This window comes from Streptomyces alboflavus (genome assembly GCF_000716675.1).
GTDB lineage: Bacteria > Actinomycetota > Actinomycetes > Streptomycetales > Streptomycetaceae > Streptomyces > Streptomyces alboflavus.
In genome coordinates this window covers 156268-178009 of record NZ_JNXT01000008.1, presented here as the reverse complement: position 1 = coordinate 178009, position 21742 = coordinate 156268, and the positions used below count along the sequence as shown (strand labels likewise).

Below are 21742 nucleotides of genomic sequence, written 5' to 3'. Positions count from 1 at the left end.
GTTCTTCGTTGTCTTTCCGGACAGTGCAAGGGCGAGTCACGTCGCGGAACGGTTTGACACGGCGACACATCAGGTTGTGCGTTACCCGTCCGGGCGGCCGATGCTGATCGCGCGGACCCACCCGGCACAGATCGTGACCGGCGAGACCGGGGCCTTGCGGGGCGCGGTGATCGGCTGTTCGTCGGCGACCGAGGACGAGCTGCGGCAGGGCCTCGACCGCGCGGGCGATGTGCGGAACCTGGATGCATTCGTTCACCGGCTCGCCGGGAGTTTTCACCTGGTCGCGACCGATGGTGACCGGCTTCGTGTGCAGGGCTCGGCGTCGGGGCTCAGACGGGTCTTTCACGCCGTCGTGGATGGCGTCACCCTTGCGTCTGATCGGGCCGATGTGCTGGCCGCCCTGGGTGATTTCGAGTTCAATGAGGTCACGTTGGCGCTGCGTCTCCTGCAGACTCTGCCGCATCCGCTTCGCGAGGAGCCCTTGTGGCGAGGGGTCACCCCGGTCGAGCCAGAGAGATATCTGCTGCTTTCCGACAGGGGCTCGCGAACGGTGCCGTGGTGGCGGCGGCCCGAGCCACTGCTGTCCTTGGCGGAAGGAGCGATCGCGTTCCGCAGCGCGCTCGAGGCCGCCGTGAGCGTACGAACCCGCGGGGGCGGCAGGGTTTACTGTGATCTGTCCGGCGGTCTGGATTCCACGCCGTTGTGCTGTCTGGCTGCTCAAGGACCGGCCGAGATACTGGCCGGCACCGGATACAACGACGACCCCGGCGGTCGTGAGGACCTGCTGTGGGCTCGCCGTGCCTTGCCCTGCATGCCGCAGGTGCGGCACGAGACGTATTCGACCGACGACATGCCGCAGTTCTTCGACGGCATGGTCGACTTCACCGTACGGCTGGACGAGCCGACCCAGGCGTACTTGGCCTCGCCGCGCGTCGAGCACATCGTGCGAGAAGCCGTCGGCAGAGGTGCCCGCCTGTGCGTCAATGGTCTGGGTGGGGACCACCTGCTGCAAGGCCGCCCGGTGTGGGACCACACGATCTTCCGTCGGTATCCATGGCTGGGATGGCGACGAGCCCGTACCCATGGCCTGCTCATGGGCAGGCCGATGAGACCCGTTGTCCGCGAACTACTCATCGCGGAGTCGTATGGCCGGTGGTTCCGCCGGATGGCAGGGGACATACGGCTCGGGCGCGGCGAACGAAGTCCAAGCACGCTCGAATGGGACGTTCCGATAAGACTGCCGCGCTGGCTCACCCGCCACGCGATCACGTTGATCAGCAGGAGAGTCGCGGAAATAGCCGAGGAAGTGGTTCCGCTCGGCCCGGACCGGGCACGACACGACGAACTGAACGTAGTACGCGGCGGAACAAATCTTGTCCGTGGCGCCCAGCAGTTCGCAGCCGACCTAGGAGTGCCCTACGAGGCACCCTTCTTCGACGATCGGGTCGTCGAAGCGGCGTTCGCTGTCCGTCACGAAGAACGCGACACGCCGATGGAGTTCAAACCACTGATGAAGACGGCGATGCGCGACAAGTTGCCGGCCGATTTCCTCTCCCGCACCACAAAGACGAACGGAACCACACAAGGTGTGAGAGGCCTGCGGGCCCACTGGTCGTACTTGCGTGCATTGTGTGCACAGTCCCCGCTGGTCGATCTCGGCATCCTCGACATGACCGCGCTCGCGGACAGTCTGCAGCCCGAACAGATGCGCGCTGAAGACTATTTTCTCGACTCCACCCTCAACACTGTCGTGTTCCTGCGCACCCACAACAGGCAAGCCCGGAATGAGAGTGAGCGTCGAGATGCGATTACGTGAGGACGTCTCCACCGCGATCACCGAGTACGGCATGGTACTACTCGACGAACGCACTGGCCGATACTGGCAGATCAACCCGGTCGGCACCGTGATACTCGAACATCTGGCTCACGGTGTCGACGCCGTGGTCGGCTCCCTCACCAGCCGGTTCGATGTCGACTCAGACCAGGCGCGTGCTGACGTCGACGCTTTCCTCAGGCAGCTCTCCACAAACGGGCTGGTGGCAACATGACACTCCCTGAACTGCCGTCCACCAAGGTTCAGCTCTCGTTCTCCAGCTATCTGGCCACCACGATGTCCGTCACTGCCGCACGAGCACTGGCACGACAGAAACCCAAACACATCAAAGCCGCACTGGCGAACCTCCGAACCGGTGCTCGTCCCGCGACCTTCTCCGAGGCGCAACACGCGCGCGACAGCGTGCTCACGGTCAGCCCGCGCTGCAGCGGTGAACGGGCCTGCCTGCTGCGATCAATCGCGAGCGTTCTGCTCTGTCGGATGCGCGGAGTGACGCCGACATGGTGCGTCGGCGTGCTGACCACACCACCGTTCACCGCGCACGCATGGATCGAGTCCGAAGGCCGGTCGATCGGGGAAGAGTTGGACGCCACCTGCTATCGGCGCCTGATCGAAATCGGACCGGCGCAATGACTCGGCCGGAAGACCGGCTGGGAACGAAGAAAAAACAGGAAGGGAACTTAAATGTCCAAGGAGAAATACGAAGCCCCGACGGTTGTCGAACTGGGCTACTTCGGCGAGGAGACAGGATTCATCGGCCCGATCCACTATGAAGGAATTCTTCTGTGGCACTCCTGGTTCTGATCGACTCCGAGCGTGACAAACAGAGGGATACCCGCCGGTTTTTGCGGGTGACTCTCCCTTGTCGCGGCGGAAGATGACCGAGAGTCGCAGTCGTTCGCTGAGTTCGGGCGTGGTGATCCGTCACGCCCGAACTCGGCACGCATGTCGCACTCGGGTGCGGCGCTCCGTCAGTGATGCGCCCCCGGTCGGCCCCGGTGCCCCTGCTCGCCGAGCTGGAGGCCCACCCAGAGGCGATCGAGCGGGCCCGGGCCCGCGCAGGGTCCGGACCCACCACGCCGGGCCCGGACCCGCGGGCGTCAGCTCACTGACGCGGGCACGTCGATCGTGACCGTGTTCCCCGTCGCCGTCTCGCCGTCGACCGCCTTGCCGGAGGTGTAGACGTCCGCGGAGCCGGTCGCCGTGGCCGGGCGGGACTTGGCGAGGTTGCGCTTCGGGTCGGGGTCGGGGTTGCCGCCGCCGGGCTGCGGCCAGGTCGAGCAGTCCTCCCAGACGCTGTCCCAGCCGGAGTTGCCGCCGCCGTCGGTGAGCGTGAAGCTGCCCGAGCCGGACGGGTAGGGGCAGTTGTAGACGCCCGCGGCACCCACCGACGTGGCCTTGACGTTGCTCATCCGCACCGCGCCGGGCGTCTCTGCCTGCACCACGACCGTGCCGGTCCTGGTCACGGTCGACCTGTCGACGGTCACGTTCCGCACGGCCTTGCCGGTGCCGCCGCCGGAGACGAACTCGTAGGCGCTCCACGGGCTGTCGGTGATGGTGGTGTCGGTGATGTCGACGGTCGCCTCGATGGCGCTGTCGTAGGCGTCCACGCGCAACGCGCCCATGGGATGGTTCCAGTTGGGGTTCATCGCGCCCGTGCGCACCAGGCTGTTGCCGGACACCTTGATGGTCCCGGCGAGCGGGAAGAACGGGTCGAGGAACTTCTGGTTGGAGACGGCGATGCCGCTGCCGAGGGCGTTGGTGTCGAGGACCAGGTTGTCCTCGACGGTGATGTTCCGGCCGCCGTAGATCGCGATGCCGTTGGCGAGGTTCGGCTGCGAGACGGTGTTGCCGATGAACGCCGAGTCGCTGTTGGTGGTGTTGAGCGACCACATGGCGAGCGCGTCGTCCCCGGTGTTGCGCAGGAAGTTGTCCCGCACCCGCACACCGCGCGCGCCGCCGTTGAGGTTGAGGCCGTCAGCCGTCATGTCGAGGAAGCGGTTCTTCTCGACGACCAGGTTGTCGTTGTTGCCCATCAGCCACATGCCGACCTTGAGATGCTGCAACCACATCCCGGACACGGCCGAGTCCGGGCCGAGCGAGCCGTTCACGAAGTTGTCCGGGTTGCTGTCGACACGCTCGGTGACCTCGCCGATCACCGCGAAGTCGTGCAGGCCGACCTTGCCGGTCGGGGCGCTCGACTGGTCGATGAAGCGGGAGCTGCGGACGACGGAGTGCCAGGCGCCCGCGCCCCTGATCCGCACGTCGTCGACGTTGCTGAGGGACTGGGTGAGCTTGAACTCACCCGGCGGGATCCACACCGTGCCGCCCTTCGCGGCGGCGACGGCCTCGCGGAAGGCCTGTGTGGAGTCGCCCTGCCCGGACGGGTCGGCGCCCTTGTCGGTCACCGACACCGCCCCGGACGGCTTGCCGCCCGCGGCGGCGACCTGCTCGAAGTCGGCGACGTCGACGGTCACCTGGGTGCCGGTCGCCTCCAGCCGGACCTTGTCGCCCGCGCCCGCGTTCCGGCCGAACAGCAGCCGCGCGTTGTCCAGGAGGTGGTGGGTCTTGGACCCCTGGATCCAGGGCGTGTCGACATAGCTGTACTTCGACGTCACGGCGAGCGACCTGTCGAGCTTGACGCCGTTGACGTACACCGCGAGGGACCCCGACTGACCGTCGGGCACGCTGTACGCCACGTTCACCGCGTTCGCCGCGCCGGGCAGCGTGAACTCGACGTGCTGGCCCGCCGCGAGGCGTACGGCCTGCCGACCCGACGACTCGGAGGCGACCGTGCCCTGGGTGTGGTCGGGGCCGATCCTGGTGCCGTCGGACGTGGCGCTCTCCGCCTCGACGGAGGTGAAGGGGACGGTGGCACCCGCGGCGGCCGACCGGGCGCGCGAGCCGTCGGCGGCGGCCTGCGCGGCCGGGGCGAGCGCGGTCAGGAGGCCCGCCGTGAGAGCGAGGGCGGCGGCGATCGGTACCGCTCTTCGGGCGGGGGAGCGGCCTAAGGGTGTGTATGAGGTGCGCATGTCATGCCTCTCTCCAGAGGGGGTGGGGGGCGGCGGCCCCGCCGCGGGTCAGACCCGCAGCCAGGCCGCCGTGTCCTGCGGGAGCCGCCCCTCGTCGTCCAAGGGACCGCTGGCCAGCAGGAGGCTGGTGTGGGCGGGCGGTGCGAAAGGTGTCGCGGCGAGGTTGACCACGCAGACCAGACCGTCGCCGCGCGCGAACGAAAGGACCCCGTCGGGCGCGGGCAGCCACGACAGCGGGCCGTCCCCGAAGCCGGGCCCGGCGCGCCGGATCCGCAGCGCCGCGCGGTACAGGGCGAGCATCGACTCCGGGTCGCCCGACTGCCGGTCGGCCGCGTACGCCGCCCAGTCCGAGGGCTGCGGAAGCCAGGGCTCCGCCACGGACCCGAAGCCCGCGTGCGGCGCGCCCGCCACCCACGGCAACGGCACCCGGCACCCGTCGCGGCCCGGATCGCCGCCGCCCGACCGGAAGTGCATCGGGTCCTGGATCCGCGCCGGCGGAATCGCGCACTCGGGCAGGCCCAGCTCCTCGCCCTGGTAGACGTACACCGAACCCGGCAGGGCGAGCGAGAGCAGTGCGGCGGCCCGCGCCCTGCGGGTGCCGAGGCCCAGGTCGGTCGGGGTGCCGAAGGCCTTCGTGGCGAAGTCGAAACCGGTGTCCGCGCGGCCGTAGCGGGTCACCGTGCGCGTCACGTCGTGGTTGCACAGGACCCAGGTCGCGGGCGCGCCGACCGGGGCGTGCTCGGCGAGGGTCTCCGTGATGGACGTGCGCAGCGGTGCCGCGTCCCAGGGGCAGCTCAGGAAGGACAGGTTGAAGGCGGTGTGCAGCTCGTCGGGGCGCAGATAGCGGGCGAAGCGCTCGGAGTCCGGCAGCCACACCTCACCCACGAAGACCGCGCCGTACTCGTCGGCGACGGCCCGCCAGGAGCGGTAGATGTCGTGCAGCTCGTCGCGGTCGAGGAACGGGTGCGGGTCCCTGCCCTCGACGAAGTCGGGCAGCGCGGGATCCTTCGCGGGCAGCGCCGCGGAGTCGATCCGTACGCCCGCGACCCCCCGCTCCAGCCAGAACCGCAGCACGTCCTCGTGCTCCTGGCGGACCGCCGGATGCGCCCAGTTGAGGTCGGGCTGCTCGGGCGCGAACAGGTGCAGGTACCACTCGCCGTCCGCGACGCGGGTCCAGGTGGAGGCGGACGCGGCGAACTGCGACGGCCAGTCGTTGGGCGGCAGTTCGCCGTGCGCGCCGCGCCCCGGCCGGAAGTGGAACAGCTCGCGCTCGGGGCTCCCCGGCCCCGCGGCGAGCGCCGCCCGGAACCAGACGTGCTGGTCGGAGACGTGGTTCGGGACGATGTCGACGATGGTGCGCAGGCCGAGGGCCCGGGCCTCGGCGATCAGCTTCTCGGCCTCGGCGACCGTGCCGAACGCCGGGTCGATGACGCGGTAGTCGGCCACGTCGTAGCCGCCGTCGACCATCGGCGACAGGTACCAGGGGTTGAACCACAGGGCGTCCACGCCGAGTTCGGCGAGGTACGGCAGCTTGGCGCGCACACCCGCCAGGTCTCCGGTGCCGTCGCCGTCGCCGTCCGCGAAGCTGCGTACGTACACCTGGTAGATGACGGCGGAGCGCCACCAGTCGGCGTCGGGGGTGGTCGGTCGCGTGGCTGCCACGGTGACGGTCCTTTCGGGCAGGGGGACCCCGCCGCCGGCCGGGGCGGGGTGTGGGGGCAGGGGCCGGCGGCCCGCCGGATCAGCCCTTGAGGCTGCCGGCGGTCAGGCCGCTCATGATGTGGCGCTGGCACACCAGGAAGATCACGAGGGTCGGCAGGGAGGCGATGACGAGGGCGGCGAGCAGCCAGTTCTCGGTGACGCTCGCGGCGAGCGAGTAGATTCCGACGTTGATCGTCTGCTTGCCCGGGTCGGGCAGCGTGAGCATGGGCCAGAGGAAGTCCTTCCACACCCCGACCACCGCGAAGATCGACACGACGCCGAGGATCGGCCGGGAGATCGGGAGCACCACCGAGCGCAGGGTGCGCAGCGGCGAGGCCCCGTCGATGGCGGCGGCGTCCAGGAGCTCGCGCGGGATCGAGTCGAAGAACCGCTTGAGCAGGAAGATGTTGAACGCGTTGGTGACGGAGGGCAGCCAGATCACCCAGGGCGAGTTGACGAGGTTCCGCTCGACGATCGGCACGTCGAGGACGGTCAGGTACTGCGGTACGACGAGGACGGTCGCCGGGATCATCAGGGTCACCAGCATCGCGCCGAGGATCACGTTGCCGAGGACCGGCCGCAGCTTGGACAGCGAGTAGGCCGCCGCCACGTCGAGGACGAGCTGGAAGGCGAGGGCGCCGAGCGCGTAGTACAACGTGTTGCCGAGGAGCTTCGCCAGGTCCATCACCCCCCAGGCGTCGGCGTAGTTGCCGGGGTGGGCGTCCTCGGGGACCAGAGTGGGCGGGGTCCGCGCGAACTCCTGCGGGGACTTCAGGCCACTGGTCACCATCCAGTACAGCGGCCCGATGAACACCAGCGTGAAGACCACAAGGACGAGGGCGAAGGCCGTCCAGTAGAGGAACTTGCCGCGCGGGCGGGCGAGTTGGGCGGGGGAGATCAGCGTGCGCGTCGTCATCGGGGGCTCCCTCACTCCTCGCTCACGCGGCTCAGCCGGACGTACGCCGCCGAGAACACGGCGAGCAGGACGAGCAGCACCAGGCCGAGGGCGGCCGCGCTGCCGTAGTTGTTGAAGGTGAACGCGTACTGGTAGATCAGCTGGACGACGGTCAGCGTCGCGCCCTCGGGGCCCGCGCCCCCGGTGAGCAGGAACGGCTCCACGAACACCTGCATGGTGGCGATGATCTGCATGAGCAGCATCAGCGACAGCACGAGGCGGGTCTGCGGGATCGTGACGTGCCAGATCTTGCGGAGGATCCCCGCGCCGTCCAGCTCCGCGGCCTCGTACAGCTCGCCCGGGATGCCCTGGAGCGCGGCCAGATAGATCAGGGTCGCGCCGCCCATGTTCATCCACGTCGCCGCGAGGACCACGGACAGCATCGCCGTGTCGGTCGACTGCAGCCACTGCTGCTCGGGCAGCCCGACCGCGCCGAGCATCCGGTTGAACAGGCCGTACCCGGGGTCGTAGAAGTACTTGAAGAGAAGCACCGAGGCGACCGGCGGCAGCATCACCGGCAGATACACGAGCAGCCGCAGATAGCCCCGGCCGTGCCGGAACTCATTGAGCGCCAGCGCGACCACGAACGGCACGGCGAAGCCGAGGAGCAGCGCGAGCCCGGTGAACAGGAGCGTGTTGCGCCAGGCCTGCCAGAACGCGGGGTCGTTGAAGATGTACGTGAAGTTGGACCAGCCCGCCCAGACGGTCGCTCCGTCCTCGCGCTTCTCGAAGGCCAGGAAGAACTCCCTGACCATCGGGTACCAGGAGAAGAACGAGAAGCAGAGCACGGCGCCGACGAGGAAGCCGTGGGCGGTGAGGTTGCGCTTCAGCGCCTGCCGGAACGCGGCGCGCCGGTGCGGGGAGCGGGTGGCGCCGGGGTCCGGGGCGGGCGGCGGGGTCGTGCGCTCGGACAGGGTGGGGGCCGACACGGTGTCCCCCTACTGGTTCGCCAGGATCTGGTTGACCTGCTTCTCCGCGGTGTCGAGCAGCTTGCCCGGGTCGGCGTCCTTGTTGGTGAGGACGGCCGATATGGCGGTGTCGAGGACCTTGTAGATCTCCTGTGCCTTGGGCGGCTCGGGCTTGCCCTGCACGGGGTGCGCGGTGAACGCCTTGAAGTTCGCCACGGGCATGGTGGAGTTGGTGGCGCGGGCCTTGTCGTCGGCCGTCTTCGTCTGTCCGGTCCAGAAGTTGGGCTGCGGCAGGCCGACGGGCAGGCCGTCCGCCTTGGTGCGGGCCCAGTCGAACTGGCCCTTGCCGGGGGTGAGGAACTTGAAGTTGATCCAGGCGATCGCGGCTTTGACCTTGTCGGCCGAGATCCCCTTCTTGATCATGTAGTCGTTGCCGCCGAAGAGGGTGGCCTGCTGCCCGGGGATCGGCGCCATCCCGTAGTCCCCGTACTTCGCGCCGAGGTTCTGCACCATGTACGTGATGTCGTCGGGCGCGGCGAGGAACATGCCGAGCTTCCCCGACGCCATCTGCTTCTGCAGGTCGCCCCACTTCAGGAGCTGCGTCTTGCCCATGCTGTCGTCGTCCCAGCGCATGGCCTTGAGGTTGTCGAGGATCCGCTTGCCGGTGGCGTCGTTGAACGCGGCCTCGGTGCCGTCCGCGTCGACGATGCTGCCGCCGAGGCCGTAGGCCGTCGCGGTGAAGTGCCAGCCGCCGTTGTTGCCCGCGCTGTACTCGCCGAACCCGGCGACGCCGTCACCGAGCGCCGCGATCCTCTTCGCCGCCGCGCGGACCTCCGCCCAGGTGGTGGGCGGCTTGTCGGGGTCGAGTCCGGCCTTCTCGAAGAGCGGACGGTTGATCAGCAGGCCCATCGTGTAGTTGCTGGAGGGCAGGCCGTAGAGCTTGCCGTCCTTCTTCAGCACGTCCAGGACGTCGGGGTCCATGTCGCCGAGCGCGGGCACCGACCTGTCGTTGACGTAGGCGCTGATGTCGGTGGCACCGTCGTTGTCGAGGACCTGCTGGAGGTCGGTGAAGTACGTGTAGAAGACGTCGGGTTGGGACTTGGCCTTCAGCATCGCCGTGAACCGGGGCGGCTCCAGGCACGGATCGGTCTGCTTGCCCTTGATCGTGACGTTCGGGTACGTGGCGTTGAACGCCTTGACGTCCTCCTTCCACTGCCGCAGCTCGGCCTTCTCCGCGGCCGGCGGCATGCAGTCGATGGTGAGCGTGACCTTGGTCTTCGGGTCCAGCGGTGAGGCCGCGTCGGCCGCGTCCGCGGCGTTGCCGTCGCTCCCGCCGTCGCTGCTGCTGGTGCCGCAGGCGGTGAGCAGGGTGAGGGCGAGCGTGGCGGCGAGCGCGGTCGTGGTGGTGCGGCGGGGGCGGCGCGTGCGGTGCACGCGTGGTCGGCGTATCCCGGTGCTTCTCATCGGTGGACCCCTCTGGGGCAGCGCCACCGCCCGTGCGGGCAGGGCATGGCGGGAGCTGGGGAAGCCCACAGCGGAGAGCTGTGCGGCGGCGCTTACTCAAGCACCGCCGACACCAGGCCGCAATATCTCGCGCGTAAATTGAAAATATTCGACTGTTGCGCGCTGTCGTCCTCGTGCCGACTGATCACACCCCGCCCGTGCCGCCCGTGCCCTCGCGTGCCACCTGCGCCGTGGAGCCCCGCACCACCAGCTCCGGCTCGAAGAGCAGTTCCCCCGACGGGACCGCGCTGCCCGCGATCTGGAGGGTGAGCAGCTCGACCGCCGCGCGGCCCATGGCCTCGATCGGCTGGCGGACCGTGGTGAGCGGCGGCTCGGTGCAGTTCATGAACGCGGAGTCGTCGAAGCCGACCACCGACACGTCCCGCGGCACCACCAGACCCCGGCGGCGGGCCGCCCGGACTGCGCCGAGCGCGAGCGGATCGCTGGCGCAGACGATGCCGGTGACCCCGGAGTCGAGCAGCCTGGCCGCCGCGGCCTGGCCGCCCTCCAGCGAGAACATCGCCCGCGCCACCCGCTCCTCCGGCAGCCGCCCGCCCGCCGCGTCGGCCAGCGCGCGGGCCGCGGCCAGCTTGCGCTGCGAGGGCATGTGGTCGGCGGGGCCGAGCACGAGGCCGATGCGTTCGTGGCCGAGCGAGACCAGGTGGCGCCAGGCCTGCTCGACGGCCACGGCGTCGTCGCACGAGACGGCGGGAAAGCCCAGGTGCTCGATGGCCGCGTTCACCAGGACCACCGGGATGTTGCGCGCCGCGAGCTGCTTGTAGTGGTCGTGCGGCGCGTCGGCCTGGGCGTACAGGCCGCCCGCGAAGACGACGCCCGACACCTGCTGCTGGAGCAGCAGTTCCACGTAGTCCGCCTCCGAGACGCCGCCCTTGGTCTGCGTGCACAGGACCGGGGTGAGTCCCTGCTGGGCGAGGGAGCCCCCGATGACCTCGGCGAACGCCGGGAAGATCGGATTCTGCAGCTCCGGCAGGACGAGCCCCACAAGACGGGCGCGCTCCCCGCGCAGCAGGGTCGGCCGTTCGTAGCCGAGCACGTCGAGCGCGGAGAGGACCGCCTGCCGGGTGGCGTCCGAGACCCCCGGCTTGTTGTTGAGCACCCGGCTGACCGTGGCCTCGCTGACCCCGACCTTCTTCGCCACCTGAGCAAGTCGTCGCGTCATGAACGCAAGATTAGCGCAAGAATTGCGGGCTGTTTGCGTGCATGTCGACAGTCGATCAGTGCCCGTCTGTGCCCATCAGCGACGTTCAGCGCCCAGCAGCTCCGTTCAGCCCCGCACCCGCCGCCACTTGCGCAGGCTCACCAGCTCCCGGGGCGGCGTCAGTGTGCTGCCCACCTCCGTGTACGACACCTCCGCGGCGTACACGCTGCCTTCGGAGTCCACGGCGACGCTGTGCAACCAGTTGAACTGCCCGGGGGCCTCGCCGGGCAGCTCGGCGCCGAAGCGCGTGACGAGCCGCCCTTCCCTGTCATAGATCTGGATCTTGTGGCCGAGACCCGGCACGCCCCGCTGCACCGGCGGCGGCCCCTGCTCGGCGACATACACGTTGGTGTCGGCACCCCGGCCCGCGCAGACGGCGACCGCCTTGTGGGCGTGCCAGGACGTGCGGAACTCCCCGTCGAAGGAGAACACCTGGACGCGGTGGTTCTCGCGGTCGCAGACGATCACCGCGTCGTCGCCGAACAGACAGACGCCGTGCGGCAGGCTGAACCGGCCCTCGTCGGTGCCGGGCCCGCCCCAGGACATGAGGTGGGTGCCCCGGGCGTCGTAGCGGTGCACGTGGGAGTTGCCGTAGCCGTCGGACACGAAGATGTCGCCGGTGAGCGGTGATATCGCCACGTCGGTGGGGCGGTTGAAGGGCTCACCGCTCTGGAAACCGGACGGACGCCCGGTGCCCAGGGTGAGCAGGGTGTTGCCCTCGCGGTCGGTCTTGGTGATGCGGTTGCCGATGTCGTCCACGAGCCAGAGGTGGTCCTCGTGGTCGACGGTGATGGCGTGCGCGCGCTGGAACCGGCAGCCACGCCAGCGCGGCATCGCGTTGCCGTAGGGGTCCTCGAACACCTCCGTCCCGGCGAACGGGGTGTCGTTGCCCCACATGTCGACGACGTGTCCGCCCCGGTCGAGGACGAGCACGGGCATGTTGCCGCGGTTGAAGACGTAGACGCGGTCCTCGGAGTCGACGGCGACGGAGGTGGCCTCCTTGAGCCACACTCCGTGCGGGATCCTGGCCCAGAAGGGCACGGGCTCGTACACGGTCGCATCGGTCGCGGGTCCGACAGCCAACGGTCCTCCCAGGACGGGCCGGCCCGGATCATAGGACGGCGGCGCGACGGGGCGACAGGGGGCGGTGAGTCGCGTGTCAGAGGGTGTGCATCTGACGCCGTACCAGTTCGTGCAGCCGCCCGCCCGTGTCCGCCAACAGCTCGGCGGGTGGGCCCTGTTGCACGATGCGGCCCTCCGACATGACGACGACACGGTCGGCGTCCATGACGGTGGAGAGCCGGTGGGCTATCACGACACGGGTGGCGTTGAGGGAGCGGGTGCTGTCCATGACCGTGCGCTGCGTCTCGTTGTCCAGGGCGCTGGTCGCCTCGTCGAGGAAGAGGACGCGCGGGCGGCGGATCAGGGCCTGGGCGATCATCAGACGCTGACGCTGACCGCCGGAGACCGCCCCGCCGCCGGAGATCATCGTGTGCAGGCCCATCGGCATGCGCTTGATGTCCTCGGCGAGGCCCGCCATCGCGGCGGCCTCCCACGCCTCGTCCTGCGTGAACGACTCGGCGCCGCAGATGCAGTCCAGGATCGAACCGGTGAGCGGCTGGGCGTTCTGCAGGACCACACCGCACTGGCGGCGCACCGCCGACTGGTCCAGGGCCGACAGGTCCTGGCCGTCGTAGAGCACGCTGCCGGCGGCCGGTTCGTCGAAGCCGATCAGAAGGCGGAGCAGCGTCGACTTGCCGCAGCCGCTCGGCCCGACCACGGCGACGAACTCGCCCGGCCGGATCGCCAGCGACACGTCGTCCAGGACCAGCGGGCCGTCGTCGGCGTACCGGAAGGACAGGCCCCGCGCCTCGATCCCGCCCTGGAGCTCGCCCGGCTGCGTGCTCCCGGCGCGCACCTCAGGTACCGCGTCGAGCACCGGTTTGATCTGCTCGAACATCGGGAGCACCGCGGCCGCGGAGAGCAGCGCGCCGGTGAGCTGCGTGACGGCCGTCAGGAGCATCGTCACGGCGGTGCTGAAGGTGAGGAACTCGGCCGCCGTCAAGCTGCCCCGGGCCGGGCCCGCGAGCAGGACGAACATGATGAGCGTGCAGAGCGGCAGATAGACCGAGTTCAGGACCGTCGTGATGTTCTTGACGCGGCCGGCCCGCTGCTGCAGCTCACGGCTGCGCGCGAAGGCGCCCGCCCACGCCGCGTAGGCGAAGCTCTCCGCCCCGGCGACGCGGAGTTTGGGCAGTCCGCGCAGGGTCTGGAACGCCTGGTTGTTCAGCTTGTTGCCGAGCTCCACCAGACGCCTCTGCCAGCGCAGTTCCCACAGGCCCAGCAGGAGGAACACGGCCGCGACGACGGCGAGCATCGCCAGGGCGGCCAGGGCGAGGGGGACGCTGTAGAGCAGGAGCAGGACCACGTTCATCGCGCCGATGGAGCCTGCCTGCAGGGCGACCGGGCCGATGCCCGAGAGGACCCGGCGGATCGCGCTGACGCCCATCGCGGCGCTCGCCAGCTCCCCTGTGGAGCGGGCGGCGAAGAAGCGCGTGGGCAGCCTCAAGAGGCGGTCCCAGACCGCCGGTTGGAGCGCGCTCTCCATGCGGCCCTCCAGCCGCAGGACGGTGAGGTTCTGGAGCAGCATGAACGCCGCCGAGACCAAGCTGGTGATCATGACGGCCAGGGCCACCTGGACGATGAGGCTCTTCTCGGCGTTCGGCACGAAGACACCCAGGACCTGGCCCGTGGCGATGGGCACCAGAGCGCCGACCACGACCGTCACGAGCGACGCGAGCGCGAGGTTGCGCACGTCGCCACCGCTGCCCCGCAGACTGAAGCGGGCCAGGCGCCACGGGGTCAACGCCCGATCGGGCAGCGGACGGTAGAACATGACCGCGCGCGGTTCGAACTCGTCGGCGTTGGCGGGGCCGACGCGGGTGCGCCGCCCGGACGTGGGGTGCACCGACTCGTAGCCGCCGCGCCGCCACAGCAGCGCGACCGGCGCGCCGCTCGCGGCACGGTGTCCCACCAGCGGGCCCGCGTTCTCGCGCCACCAGCGGCCGTCGAGCCGGACGGCACGGGTACGGATCCGCGCGGCCACCGCGATCTGCTCCACCGGGTCGATCCGGTCGCTCACCGCACCGCCCGCCGCGGCGTCGGTCAGTGCGATGCCCGCCGCTCCGGCCACCAGGCGGCAGGCGGCGTACGTCGCGTCGTGACCGCCATGGGTGTCCCCGGGACGCGAACGGCGCCCGCCGGAGCGGCCGATGGAGGCGATCAGCGTCCTGTCGGCCTGCTCGCGCACGTGCTCGCCCGCCTTGATACCGGCGGCCGTACGGTCCTCGTGGTCCCGTTCCAGGCGCTCGATCCACCGGTCGAGGGTGGCCAGAAGGCGGTACTGCTGGTTGACCATCCGCTGCCACATCGCCGCGTCGACGAGCAGGTCGCCCGCGGCCTGCTCGCTGTAGGCGGCGCCATACTGCACGCTGCCCGGCGCGACCGGCATCCAGAGGATGTCGTCGTCGGCCACGGCGCCGTCGGGGGCGGCGGTGCTGTCGGGGACGGCCTCGTCGCTCAGGCCGCGGCCGTCCAGCGGCGCCTCGAACAGGACCCGGTGGCCGCGTCCGACGCCGAGCGCGAAGGCGTGCTCCAGGAGGCTCAGCGCCGCGTCCTGGGTGTCGTACCGGCTGGGGTACCACTGCTCGTACGACCAGGTGTCGCCGTAGTCCGGGCGGTACAGCTCGCGCAGCGGGATCCGGCGCAGCCCACAGCCGTGCAGGGGGCGGCCGACGAGGGTGTGCTGGGGGCCCTCGACCGGGCCGAGGAGCAGCGTGCCCGGCTCCAGGCGGCCGAGGTAGTGCCAGGGGCCCTGGTGCACGGCGTCGACGGCGAACAGGTCGAGAGCGCCGGCCACGACGAGCCAAAGGACCTGGGGGCCTTCCAGGTGCACGCTGCGCAGGCCCGTGCAGTCGACCGGCGTGCCGAGCGCTCCGAAGGCGCCGCCGACGGTGTCGTCGCCGTACGCGTGCTGTTCCGGGACGGAGGTCACGTCAGTGCTCCTTGACCAGGTGGGCGTAGGGGCCGCCCGCGGCGACGAGGTGCTCGTGGCGCCCGCGCTCCACGACCTGCCCGTGGTCGAGCACGACGATCTCGTCGCTGTCGCGGACGGTGCTCAGGCGGTGGGCGATGACGACACAGGCACAGCCGCGGCGGCGCAGATTGTCGATGATGCCCTGTTCGGTCTCGGCGTCCAGGGCGCTGGTCACCTCGTCGAGGACGAGGACGCTCGGGCGGCGGACCAGGGCCCGCGCGATCTCCAGGCGCTGCCGCTGCCCGCCGGAGAAGTTCCGCCCGTCCTGCTCGACCCGGCCGTGGATGCCGCCGGGCCTGCGGGCCACGACGTCGTACAGGCAGGCGTCCTTGAGGGCGGCGACGACGGCGTCGTCCGGGACGGAAGGGTCCCACAGCGCGACGTTGTCGCGGACGGTGCCCTCGAAGAGGAAGACGTCCTGGTCGACGAACGAGACGGACGCGCACAGAGCGCCGCGCGGGATGTCCTCCAGGCGCTGTCCGTCGATGCGGATCGTGCCTTCCCACGGGCTGTAGAGCCCCGATATCAGCCGGGAGACGGTCGACTTGCCGCTGCCGGAGCCGCCGACGAGCGCGACCTGCTGCCCCGGCCCGACCGACAGCGAGAAGCCGGTCAGGAGCGGCTTGTCGAGGGGGCTGTAGCCGAAGGTGACGGCGTCGAGGGTGACGTGGCCCGTGAGGCGGCGCGTGCTCGCGGCAGGTTCGGGGCGTGCGTAGAGCGCGTCGACGGGGAAGTTCTCGACGTCCTTGAGGCGGGCGACGTCGGCGGCGAAGTCCTGGATGCGGCCCGCGACGCCGTTGAGGCGGGTGATCGGCGCGGTGAAGCGGGTCACCAGGGCCTGGAAGGCGACGAGCAGGCCGATCGACAGGTGCCCCTCGACCGCGCGCAGGCCGCCGAGCCACAGGATCAGCGCGCTGTTGAGGGTCGCCAGGGTCGGCGCGACGACACCGAGCCAGGCGCTCGGCACCCCGAGGCGCTGCTGCTCCTCGAGGGTGGTGGCGTGCTGGCCCGCCCAGCGCCGGAAGTAGCCGTCCTCGCCGCCGGTCGCCTTCATGGTCTCGATCAACTGCAGACCGGTGTACGAGGTGTTGGTGAGCTTGGCGCTGTCGGCGCGCAGCTTCTGGGTGCCGGTGGCACGCAGCCGGATGACGACGCGCATGGCCACGACGTTCAGCAGGGCGATGCCGACGCCGACGAGGGTGAGCTGCGGATCGTAGGTCCACAGCAGGGCCGCGTAGAGGAGGACGACGACGCCGTCGACCCCGGCGGCCGTGAGGTCGCGGGCGAGGGTCTCGGCGACCGTGTCGTTGGACGCCAGGCGCTGCACGAGGTCGGCGGGGCTGCGCTGGGCGTAGAACGTGACGGGCAGGCGCAGCAGATGGCGCAGGAAGCGGGCGCTGCCGACGGTGGAGGAGATGATGCGGCCGCGCAGCAGATTCGCCTGTTGCAGCCAGGTCAGCACCACGGTCAGCGCGACCATCGCGCCCATCGACGCGAACAGCGCGCCGAGCAACGACGTCTGATGCCCTATCAGGAACAGGTCGATGTACGTCCGGCTGAGCGCGGGCAGCACGGCGCCGACCGCGACGAGCAGCAGGCTGGCCAGGAGCGCGGCGAGCATGGTGCCCGTGGTGCCGCGCAGCCGTGCCGGGAGGGCCCTCATGACGCCGGGCCTGCGGCCTCCCGGACGGAAGTCGGGACCCGGTTCGAGCACCAGGGCCACTCCGGTGAAGCTGGTGTCGAAGTCCTCCGCGGGCACGAAGCGGCGGCCCTTGTCCGGGTCGTTGATGTACACGCCCCGGCGGCCGAGGCGGCGCCCCGTGCCGTCGTACACGACGTAGTGGTTGAACTCCCAGAAGAGGATCGCGGGTGCCTCGACCTCGGCCAGCGCGGCGGGCTCCATCTGCATGCCCTTGGCCGTCAGGCCGTAACTGCGCGCCGCCTTCAGGACGTTGCTCGCCCGGGAGCCGTCGCGGGAGACGCCGCACGCGATGCGCAGCTCCTCCAGGGGGACGTGCCGTCCGTGGTGGGCGAGGACCATGGCGAGGGCGGCGGCGCCGCACTCCACGGCCTCCATCTGCAGGACGGTGGGCGTGCGGACGGTCCGTGGGCGCCTGCCCTTCGGCGCCGGGCGCGGCGCCGCACGCCGGCCGCGCCGCGGGGGTTCGGGGCGGTGCCTGCGACGGCCGCCGGGGGGCGGCAGTGGCTGCTGGTGCGCGGGGGACGCGGGAGACGCGGGGGAGGAGAGCGGTGCGGTCACGGAAGCAGCCAATCGATCGGGCGCTGCTCGGCGAGGTGGAAGGTGCCGGTGGCCGGGGTCATGGAGTCGAGCGGGAAAGGCGGTCCGTCGGCGGTCGACCACGCGTAGCCGGACTTGGTGCGCGTCGACTTCTCAAGGCGTACGACCACGGCCACGGGCGGCCCGTCCTGGGTGAACTGCCCGGCCAGCTCCTTGTCGCCGAGGAAGCCGGTGATCTTCTGCCTGCTCTGCGCGGCCCGCCCGACGGCCTGCACCCGGCCGCGCAGCTTGCCGTACTCGGCCGTGGGCGCGGACTGGACGGTGAGATCCACCGACGTGCCGACGGGGAGGGCGGCGCTGTCGGCCGGTACGTAGAGCATGGCGAGGAGCGGGTCGTCGGTGCCCGCCACGCGCTCCAGGGTCGCGACGTCGGAGCCGGTGGTGACGACGGTGCCGATCCTGGCGGCGAGCGTGGTCACGCGGCCGGCGGCGATGGCGCGGACGGCCTTGTCGCCCTGTTCCGTACGGACTTCGAGTACGGGAGCGCCCGCGGCGAGCCGCTTGCCCTCCTTGGCGAGCACGCGGGTGACCTGGCCGGTGACGGGGCTCTGCAGGACGTAGCTGCCCTGGCCGTGCGTGAGGATCCCGGGGGCCCGCAGCGTCGAGGGGACCGACCCGGTCACGGCCCAGACGCCCGCGGCGGCCATGACGACGAGGGTGACGGCGAGGACGAGCAGGCCCTGGGGGCGGGCGTAGCGCACCGGTACGTCGAGTTCCTCGGGCGACTGCAGCTTGGACAGGGCCTGTTGGCGGAACTGCACGGAACGCTTCCCTTACTGTGCCTGGTCGGTGGCGTCACGGTGCCTGGGGCGTCCGTGAGCCCCGGAACCTGGGGCTCCGGGGCTCACGTGTCACGCCGTCTCAGTGAGCGAAGGCTCAGAGACCGGCGGTCAGGCCGGAGGCCAGGCCCGTGACGGCGCCGGTGTTCACACCGGTGACACCCTCGACCGTGCCGACGACGCCGCCGACGACGCCCGAGACCGGGGCGATGGAGTCAACGGTGCCGGTGACGTTGCCCACGACGCCGGAGACGAGGCCACCGGCGACGTTGTCGAGGTCGGCGTCGGAAATCTCGCGGGTCTCGACCTGGGGGACGTTGTTCATGATGTGAGCTGCCCTTCTCATGAGTGGTGCACAGGTGTTTCCAAGGCCGCGGAACCTGGGGATTCGAATTCCGCGACGGCCAGGATCAAAGCATGTTCGCAGCGCGTACATCCAACTGGTGAAGCAGCGGTCAGCTGCGGCTGTGACGTCGAATCACCGCTGCGTGCAGGCTGTTTCACCGCGTGGTGGCAGCTCCTTCACAAGCTTCACAGAAGAAAATTCGGTACCCGGAATGACTCCTTCCAACAAATCGGACACGGTCCCGCGGAAAAGCGTTGCCTGTGGTCGATGCACCGAAATTCGAGAGGAGCGCGGATCGAATGGCGTGACGAAGGTGCGCATTCGATGTGCAGGTTCACTGAAGGCACCCGCAATCGGGGTCGAAGGGGACGCCGGGTCGCCCGAGTGGGGCCGTCGGCCGGTCCGGCTACCGGCCCCAGTCCAGGCGGTCGGCGAGCCCGGCGGCGACGAACGCCGCCACTGGTGCTCCACCCGGTGCGGCGACCGCGCCCGCGCCGCCCGGGCCTACGCCCGCCGCACAGGTTGACGGCACCGCGGGCCCACGCCCGCCGCACGGACTGACGGCGCCCCGCGCCCACACCGGCCGCACCGGCTGACGGCGCACCCCACCCCGTACGGTCCAGCACCAGGTGCCGACCCCCCTGTGGCCCGCTGGAATGGACGGGTGACCGCGCCTCCGGACGACTGCCTCGCGCGCAACGAGTGGATCTGCGGCGACTATCTGAGCACCCGCCGCGAGATCCTCACCGACGCCGTGCTGCAACACCTGGAGCTGACCGCGCTCTCCGTCCTGATCGCGCTCGCCATCGCCCTGCCGCTGGCCGTTCTCGCCCGCCGCTGGGGCCTGGCCGCCGGACCCGTGCTCGCCGTGACCACCGTCCTCTACACGATCCCGTCCCTCGCGATGTTCTCGCTGCTGCTCCCGGTGTACGGACTGTCGGAGACGCTCGTCATCGCGGGCCTGGTCCTGTACTCCCTGACGCTGCTCGTCCGCAACATCCTCGCGGGCCTGCGCGCCGTCCCCGAGGACACCCGGCAGGCCGCCCGCGGCATGGGCTACGGCCCGATCCGCCTGCTTCTGACCGTCGAACTGCCGCTCGCCCTGCCCGCCGCCATGGCGGGCCTGCGCATCGCCACCGTCTCGGCGGTCTCCCTCGCCACCGTCGGCGCGATCGTCGGCTTCGGCGGACTCGGCAACCTCATCTACTCCGGGATGAACACCTACTTCAAGGCGCAGGTCCTCACCGCCTCCGTGCTCTGCGTGGTCATCGCCGTCCTCGCCGACCTGCTGCTGCTCGGCGTACAGCGACTCCTCACGCCCTGGACGAGGGCGGCCCGCGCGTGAACACCCTCACCGACGCCTGGGACTGGCTCGCCGACTCCGCGCACTGGGCGGGCGACGACGGCATCTGGCACCGCCTCACCCAGCACCTCGTCCTCACCGTCGTCTGCCTCCTGATCAGCTGTCTCATCGCGCTGCCCGTCGCCCTGGTCCTCGGCCACCTCGGCAAGGGCGGCGCGCTCGCCGTGAACATCTCCAACGTCGGGCGCGCCGTGCCGACGTTCGCGGTCCTCGTGCTGCTCCTGCTCACGCCGCTCGGCAAGTGGGGCGAGGGCCCCACCGTCGTCGCCCTGGTCCTGTTCGCCGTGCCGCCGCTGCTCACCAACGCCTACGTCGGCATGCGCGGCGTGGACCGCAGCGTCGTCCAGGCGGCGCGCGGGATGGGCATGACGGGGCGGCAGATGCTCTGGCGGGTCGAGGCGCCGCTCGCGCTGCCCCTGATCATGAGCGGTGTCCGGATCGCCGCCGTCCAGCTCGTCGCCACCGCGACCATCGCCGCGCTCGCGGGCGGCGGCGGCCTCGGCCGCATCATCACGGCGGGCTTCAACCTGGCCAGCACGCCCCAAGTGGTGGCGGGCGCGGTGCTCGTCGCCGTGTTCGCCCTGTTGGTCGAGGGCGTTTTCGAGGCCGTCGAGCGGCTCGCGCCCGGATGGGCGCGCAAGACGGGGAAGGGGTGAGCGGCGTGACGCGCACCGCTCGCGGAGCCAATCGTGGGACCCGGCGCGGCGTACTGCTCGCGGCCGCCGTCCTGCTCGCCTCCGGCTGCGACTCGGGTCCCTCCCTGGAGACCCAGGACAAGGTCACCGCGCCGCCCGGCGACAGCAAGCACCTCGTCGTCGGCTCCGCCGGATTCACGGAGAGCGACCTGCTCGCGCAGATGTACGCGCTCCTCCTGGACAAGGCCGGCTACGACACCGAGATCCTGTCCGTCGCCAACCGCGAACTCTACGAACCCGCCCTGGAGTCCGGACAGATCGACGTCGTGCCCGAGTACGCGGCCACCTTCGCCGACTGGCTGAACGCGAAGGTCAACGGAGCCGACGCGAAGCCCGTCGGCTCACCCGACCTCGACGCCACCATGAAGGCCCTGCGCAAGCTCGCCGCGCCCCGCGGACTCACCGTCCTCGACCCCGGCAGGGCCGTGGACCAGAACGCCTTCGCCGTCACCGCCGCCTACGCCCGCAAGCACCACCTGAAGTCCCTCACCGACCTCGGCAAGTCCGGCCTCAAGGTCCGCCTGGCCGCGGGCGACGAATGCGTCCAGCGCCCGTACTGCGAACCCGGCCTGAAGAAGGTCTACGGCATCGACATCACCGGCGTCGACCCCAAGGGCGTCGGCACCACCCAGGCCAAGAAGGCCGTCCAGAGCGGCCAGGACCAGATGGTCCTCACCACCACGACGGACGCCACCCTCGACGAGTTCGGCCTGGTCCTCCTCACCGACGACAAGAACCTCCAGAACGCCGACTACATCGTCCCCGTCGTCAACCGCTCCCGCGCCGGCAGCAAGGGCGTCTCCCGCGCCCTGGCCCGCCTCAACACGGTCCTGACGACGAAGGACCTGGCGGACCTCAACCGGCAGGTGGACAGCTGGCGCAGGCTTCCGGAGGACGTGGCGAAGAAGTACCTGGAGACCAAGAACCTGCTGTAGCGCCAGCAATTACGCCCGCCCGCCGCCCGCCCGCCGCCCGCCCGCCGCCCGCTGCCCGCTGCCCGCTGCCCGCTGCC

Annotated in this window: 18 protein-coding genes; 7 read left to right on the top strand and 11 right to left on the bottom strand. The window is 70.5% G+C overall.

The features are described 5' to 3' along the window. Window positions 1–76 precede the first annotated feature (76 nt). From OO63_RS09020 to OO63_RS43270, 3 genes are read left to right on the top strand one after another with little or no spacing between them, the layout of a single operon-like run. Window positions 77–1816: an asparagine synthase-related protein gene (locus tag OO63_RS09020; RefSeq protein WP_157853963.1), complete on the top strand. Its 1740-nt coding sequence runs from the start codon at window positions 77–79 to the stop codon at window positions 1814–1816. Then, window positions 1791–2048 (top strand): lasso peptide biosynthesis PqqD family chaperone, encoded by a 258-nt coding sequence (locus tag OO63_RS09015; protein WP_234311488.1) that lies wholly within the window; start codon window positions 1791–1793, stop codon window positions 2046–2048. Before OO63_RS09020 ends, OO63_RS09015 begins: the two co-directional genes overlap by 26 nt. Continuing rightward, window positions 2045–2467, top strand: coding sequence for a lasso peptide biosynthesis B2 protein (locus OO63_RS43270; RefSeq protein ID WP_078619031.1), 423 nt, complete (start codon window positions 2045–2047; stop codon window positions 2465–2467). The genes OO63_RS09015 and OO63_RS43270 overlap by 4 nt, the downstream gene beginning before the upstream one ends. Window positions 2468–2934: 467 nt before the next feature. Here OO63_RS43270 and OO63_RS09010 read toward each other — a convergent pair whose 3' ends face one another. The 11 genes from OO63_RS09010 to OO63_RS08960 all read right to left on the bottom strand — a co-directional run bounded on the left by OO63_RS09010 (window position 2935) and on the right by OO63_RS08960 (window position 18651). Further along, a complete protein-coding gene (locus tag OO63_RS09010) occupies window positions 2935–4866 on the bottom strand; it encodes a glycosyl hydrolase family 28-related protein (RefSeq protein WP_031192360.1) in 1932 nt (643 codons plus the stop codon). Window positions 4867–4914: 48 nt separating this feature from the next. Further along, window positions 4915–6528, bottom strand: coding sequence for a glycoside hydrolase family 13 protein (locus OO63_RS09005; RefSeq protein WP_031192359.1), 1614 nt, complete (start codon window positions 6526–6528; stop codon window positions 4915–4917). 79 nt (window positions 6529–6607) lie between these two features. Then, entirely contained in the window at window positions 6608–7483 is an 876-nt protein-coding gene (locus OO63_RS09000; RefSeq protein ID WP_031192358.1) for a carbohydrate ABC transporter permease, read from the bottom strand. A gap of 11 nt (window positions 7484–7494) precedes the next feature. Further along, window positions 7495–8451, bottom strand: coding sequence for a carbohydrate ABC transporter permease (locus OO63_RS08995; RefSeq protein WP_031192357.1), 957 nt, complete (start codon window positions 8449–8451; stop codon window positions 7495–7497). Between the two features lie 9 nt (window positions 8452–8460). Continuing rightward, window positions 8461–9894, bottom strand: coding sequence for an extracellular solute-binding protein (locus tag OO63_RS08990; RefSeq protein ID WP_031192356.1), 1434 nt, complete (start codon window positions 9892–9894; stop codon window positions 8461–8463). A 184-nt stretch (window positions 9895–10078) separates the two neighbouring features. Next, a complete protein-coding gene (locus tag OO63_RS08985; protein ID WP_078619030.1) occupies window positions 10079–11113 on the bottom strand; it encodes a LacI family DNA-binding transcriptional regulator in 1035 nt (344 codons plus the stop codon). A 105-nt stretch (window positions 11114–11218) separates the two neighbouring features. Next, window positions 11219–12235, bottom strand: coding sequence for a peptidyl-alpha-hydroxyglycine alpha-amidating lyase family protein (locus OO63_RS08980; RefSeq protein ID WP_031192354.1), 1017 nt, complete (start codon window positions 12233–12235; stop codon window positions 11219–11221). A gap of 76 nt (window positions 12236–12311) precedes the next feature. Then, window positions 12312–15206, bottom strand: a complete 2895-nt coding sequence (locus tag OO63_RS08975; RefSeq protein WP_031192353.1) for an NHLP bacteriocin export ABC transporter permease/ATPase subunit — start codon at window positions 15204–15206, stop codon at window positions 12312–12314. Window position 15207: 1 nt separating this feature from the next. Further along, window positions 15208–17508, bottom strand: coding sequence for an NHLP family bacteriocin export ABC transporter peptidase/permease/ATPase subunit (locus OO63_RS08970; protein WP_078619029.1), 2301 nt, complete (start codon window positions 17506–17508; stop codon window positions 15208–15210). Continuing rightward, window positions 17505–18308, bottom strand: a complete 804-nt coding sequence (locus OO63_RS08965; protein WP_031192351.1) for an HlyD family efflux transporter periplasmic adaptor subunit — start codon at window positions 18306–18308, stop codon at window positions 17505–17507. The genes OO63_RS08970 and OO63_RS08965 overlap by 4 nt, the downstream gene beginning before the upstream one ends. 115 nt (window positions 18309–18423) lie before the next feature. After that, a complete protein-coding gene (locus OO63_RS08960; protein WP_031192350.1) occupies window positions 18424–18651 on the bottom strand; it encodes a hypothetical protein in 228 nt (75 codons plus the stop codon). A 19-nt stretch (window positions 18652–18670) separates the two neighbouring features. Between OO63_RS08960 and OO63_RS47890 the strand changes: the two genes are divergently transcribed. From OO63_RS47890 to OO63_RS08945, 4 genes are all read left to right on the top strand, one after another. Next, window positions 18671–19198, top strand: a complete 528-nt coding sequence (locus OO63_RS47890; RefSeq protein WP_487046638.1) for a CGNR zinc finger domain-containing protein — start codon at window positions 18671–18673, stop codon at window positions 19196–19198. Window positions 19199–19336: 138 nt separating this feature from the next. Continuing rightward, a complete protein-coding gene (locus tag OO63_RS08955; protein ID WP_031192349.1) occupies window positions 19337–20017 on the top strand; it encodes an ABC transporter permease in 681 nt (226 codons plus the stop codon). After that, window positions 20014–20691, top strand: a complete 678-nt coding sequence (locus OO63_RS08950) for an ABC transporter permease (protein ID WP_031192348.1) — start codon at window positions 20014–20016, stop codon at window positions 20689–20691. Before OO63_RS08955 ends, OO63_RS08950 begins: the two co-directional genes overlap by 4 nt. A gap of 5 nt (window positions 20692–20696) precedes the next feature. Continuing rightward, the gene (locus OO63_RS08945) at window positions 20697–21665 is read left to right on the top strand and encodes an ABC transporter substrate-binding protein (protein ID WP_397622196.1); all 969 of its coding nucleotides are present in this window, start codon (window positions 20697–20699) and stop codon (window positions 21663–21665) included. Window positions 21666–21742 lie beyond the last annotated feature (77 nt).